3 protein-coding genes are annotated in these 4,277 nt (G+C 72.0%); 1 reads left to right on the top strand and 2 read right to left on the bottom strand.

The genetic code is table 11. The features are described from left to right. Nucleotides 1-45: 45 nt before the first annotated feature. Complete coding sequence (locus ABZ914_RS47555) at nucleotides 46-897, bottom strand: SGNH/GDSL hydrolase family protein (RefSeq protein WP_241755630.1); 852 nt, start codon at nucleotides 895-897, stop codon at nucleotides 46-48. A gap of 100 nt (nucleotides 898-997) precedes the next feature. On the opposite strand from ABZ914_RS47555, the gene ABZ914_RS47550 reads away from it, so the two are divergent. Next, a complete protein-coding gene (locus tag ABZ914_RS47550; protein ID WP_500201228.1) occupies nucleotides 998-2,284 on the top strand; it encodes a PucR family transcriptional regulator in 1,287 nt (428 codons plus the stop codon). On the opposite strand, the gene ABZ914_RS47545 is transcribed toward ABZ914_RS47550, so the two are convergent. Then, nucleotides 2,281-4,050 (bottom strand): hydroxysqualene dehydroxylase, encoded by a 1,770-nt coding sequence (locus tag ABZ914_RS47545; protein WP_500201227.1) that lies wholly within the window; start codon nucleotides 4,048-4,050, stop codon nucleotides 2,281-2,283. The two genes, ABZ914_RS47550 and ABZ914_RS47545, sit on opposite strands and share 4 nt — an antisense overlap. Nucleotides 4,051-4,277: the final 227 nt, after the last annotated feature.

Here is a 4,277-nt window from a genome sequence, read left to right as displayed (position 1 = left end):
CGCGTCGCCGAACGCGGCGCCCTGCCGTTTTAGAGGCGGCCGTCTTCAGGAAGCGTCGATCACGCCGCGGATGACGGAGGCGTAGGCGGCCTCACCGGACGCATTCGGGTGCAGCGGCGCCGCCGCGTGCACCGGGACGTACCCTTCGAGCCACCGCTTGGACGCCGACTGGCACGAGTCGTGCCCGGCGCTCGGCGTCACGAGGTCGATGTAGGTGTCGCCGTGCGCCTCGGTCTGCCGCTTGATGACCGCGTTCATGGCGTTGACGGAGCCCTGCAGGAAGTTCGCGTCGGTGGGCAGCACGGGCTGCACCGGCCAGCAGCCGTTCGGCTTGATGTAGAGGCCGTAGCCGGTGACGACGATCCGGGCGTTCGGGGACCGCTGCCGGATGCCGTCGAGCACCGCCGACAGCTTCGGCTCGAACTCCGCCGTGCGCTGCGCGACCTGCGCCTCGTACGTCCCCTTGCAGGGCGTCGCCGTCGGGTCGAGGGTGGCGCAGTTCTGCGCGACGCCGACGAGGCCGACGTCGTTGCCGCCGATCGTCAGCGTGACCAGCGAGGTGTCCGCGGTCAGCGCGTCGAACTGCGGCGGGACGGTCCCGGTGTCGACGCCCCCGACGCTGGTGTCCTGCGACTGCGTCATGTGCTTGGTGGACGCGCCGCTGCACGTCACGTCCGCCAGGTTCAGGCCCATCGCGGAGGCCAGGTCGTGCGCGTAGTTGTGAGTGGACCGGCCGCAGCCGACGTTGCCGGTGATGTCCGGGATGAGGGGCCCGGACGCCATCGAGTCGCCCAGCGCGACGTACCGCCCCGCCGCCGCGTGCGCGGGCCCGGCGACCGCCAGGGCCGCGGCCGCCGCCACGATCGAGCCGACGACGCCGCCGAACAGACGCTTCATCACTTCGCTCCCTGGCCGTCATGGACGATGTCGCCGTGATCGTCCAGACTTTTGACACACCGTTCAATTGGTGCGGGCGCAGAGTTTCCCGGGAGCCGTTGTGCCGGAGGACAACAAGGGGTCGCTGAGCACGGCCGGGCCGCCTTCGGGCCTGGACGGGCCGCCTTCGGGCACTGCCGAGAGGGCGCTGTGCATGGGCGGGCGGCCGCTGGCCGCCCATCTGCGGGCGCGCGCGCCGGAGCTGACCCGCCGCGTCCTCGCCCGGCTGCTGGACGAGCTGCCCGTCTACGCCGAGCTGCCGCAGGAGGAGATCGCCGGGGACATCGCCGGGATCGTCCAGCACAGCCTCCGCCAGTTCGCGGACGTGCTGGAGCGCCGCCGCCCCGCCGCCGCCGGCGAGTTCGGGCGGCAGCGCGACTCGGCCGCGCTGCGCGCCGAGGAGGGCGTCCCGCTGGAGGCGATCCTCACCGCCTACCGGATCGGCTCGGCGATGGCCTGGGACGAGCTGGCCGCCGGCGCCCGGCCGTCCGACCTTCCCGACCTGCAGGAGGCGCTCGGCTACTTCGTCGACTTCCAGGCGCGGCTGACCACCGCCGTCAGCGGCTCCTACCTGGAGGTCCGGCAGGTCCTCGACAGCCAGGAGCAGGGCGGGCGGCACGCCCTGATGACCGCGCTGCTCGCCGGGGAGCCGCTCGACCTGATCGTCCGCCGGACCGGCCTGCGCCCCGCCGCCCGGTACGCGGTCCTCACGCTCGCGTTCAGCCGGACGCCCGACGAGCGCGGCACCGGCCAGCGCGCCCGGGTCGCCGCCCGCCGCAAGATCCGCCGCGTCCGGACGGTGCTGGACCGGTTCGCCGGCGAGCCCGCCCTCACCGCGCTCGACGCGTCCGGCGGCACGGCGCTGCTGCCGTTCGCCGCGCCACCGTCCTGGGACCTGGTGCACGACCTCGTCGCACGGGCCGGGAAGGCCGCCGACACCCGCGTCACCGCGGCGGCGGAGATCACCGGGCCGTCCGGGATCCCCGCCGCCGTCACCCAGACCGCCGAGATCATCGACCTCGTCCGCGGGACGGGCCGCCCGCCCGGCCTGTACCGGCTCGCCGACGTCCTGCTCGACTACCAGCTCAGCCGGCCGAGCGGCGCGCTCGCCCTGCTCGCCGGGCTGCTGGAGCCGCTCGACCGCAAGCCCGAGCTGCTGCACACGCTGCGCCGCTACCTGGCGGACGACCTGGACCGCCGCGCCACCGCGGCGGCCCTGCACGTCCACCCGAACACGGTCGCCTACCGCGTCCGCCGGATCTGCGAGCTGACCGGGCTCGACCCGGCCCGCCCGACCGACCTGCAGCTGCTCAACGCGGCGCTGGTGGCGCGCCGGTCACTCGGCTAGGGCCAGCGCGGGTCGAGGACGTCGAACTCGTGCGGCAGGCCCAGCGCGTAGCGGACCTTGTCGTTCGCCTTGAACAGCGTCCACAGCGGCGACTCGTACAGCTCGTGCACGGAGCAGCGCGAGGCGTTCGACCCGGCCGCGTCCAGCAGCGCGTTGACCGCCTGCCGCCCGCCCTGGTTGGCGCCCTCCATCGTCGTCACGTTGATCGGCGTCTTCACCCAGTCCCCGGCGAGGAACAGGTTCGGGATCTTCGTCTTGGAGTCCGGGCGCAGCTTCCACGAGCCGGGCTGCTGGATGAACAGCGGCGTGTCGTTGGTGACGCCGCTGCCGCTGCGGACGATCGCCGGGTCCAGGAACCAGGAGTGCAGCATGTCGTCGGTGAGGACGGTCCCGGTGTCGTTGAGGTGCGCCTTGATCTCCGCCCACGTCTCCGCGGCGATCTCCGCGGGCGTGCACTCGCTCGCCTTCTTCTTGTTGAACGTGCCGGGCGTGAACCAGTCGGAGATGATGGACGACAGGCAGTCCTGCACGGTGCCGTCCCCGTAGGTGGAGAAGTCCCGCTTCCAGAACTGCTCCTGGCTGATGGACGTGACCGCCCACGCGGAGTCGCCGTAGTTGACGTGGCCGGGCGCCAGCGGCAGCTTCTTCTTCAGGAAGAACTGCAGGCCGGTCATCCAGTCCGTGCGCAGGCCCTTGATCCCGGCGAGCGTCGGATCGGCCTTGAGGACGTCGTCGCTCAGCAGTTCCACGGCCCGCTCGCACGGCATCGAGACGATGTACCAGTCGGCCGCGACCGTGCTGGAACTCCCGTTCGCGGTCACCCCGGCGCCGGTGACGGCGCCGCCGGAGATCCGCAGCGAGTCGACGTTGTAGCCGACGTGGAAGGTGACGCCGAGGCTCTTCAGGTACGCGATCCACGGGTCGAGCCACATCTCGGACGTCGACCCGTCCAGCACCCGGTCGACGGTCCCGCCGGGCTCGTTGCCGAGGTCGAGGATGCTCCACACCGTCGCCTCGCCGACCTTGGCGATCGAGTGGGTGCTGGCGTCCTTGGACTTGGTCGCGGCCAGGTTGCGGATCGTCCCGTCGGCGATGAACTTGTTGTACTCGTCGGAGAACCGGTCGGCGCGGATGTAGTCCGACCAGGTGATGTTCTCCCACTGCCCGAGCTTGCGGGCGTCGCAGCTCGTGACGTAGACGAGCAGTTTCTGCGCGGCGAACGCCGCCTCGGTGAGCGACAGCTTCGCGACGGTCTGCAGCCCGGACTGGATCGTCGCCAGGAAGCCGGCCTTGTCGTAGATGCTGGAGTTCGGCGGCAGCGGGAACGGGAACGGGATGGTCAGGTCGGGCCGCCCCTGCCGCGACATCATGTACGCGTCGGCGCGGACGAGGTTGTCCCAGCATCCGTTCTTGTTGCCCGGGAACGGCGTCCGGCGCATGTTGTCGGTCAGGTTGAAGTAGAAGCCGGGGAAGAACCGGAACCCGTGCTCGCCCGGCAGGTCGAGGCGCCCGCCCGTCCCGGTGCCGGGCGGGAAGATGCTGCGCGCCTTCCCGCCGAGGGCCGTGCGCTCGTAGACGTCGACCTGGAAGCCCCGTTCGGCCAGTTCGTGGGCCGCGCTCAGCCCGGCGACGCCGCCGCCGAGCACCGCGACCCGCTTCCCGCCCGCGGCCCGCGCGGGCGCGGGTCCCATCGCCAGCGCTCCGGCCGTGGCCGCGCCCACCAGTCCGGCGTCGCGCAGGAACCTTCTGCGCGTGCTCTCACCCATGGTGACCTCCTCTGGCGCTCCGGTTCGTCCGGAGCCCGCAGGGCGCCCCGCGCCCCCGACCGGGCGCTGCATAAGTGTTGAGTTACTTGTAACACGCTATTAACGCTCCGCCAATAGCAACTGAAAGCCCGCCAATGCTTGACCGGGGCCCGCCCGCCGCCTCCGGCCACGGGCAGGCGAGTGGATCACCATGGGAGTTCGCAAAAGGGCCGGCCGCACGGGCTGGG

Origin of the sequence: Spirillospora sp. NPDC046719, from assembly GCF_040645715.1 — a bacterium.
Lineage (GTDB): Bacteria > Actinomycetota > Actinomycetes > Streptosporangiales > Streptosporangiaceae > Spirillospora.
The sequence above is the reverse complement of the archived record's forward strand: the minus strand, read 5'-3'. Positions and strand labels throughout refer to the sequence as shown.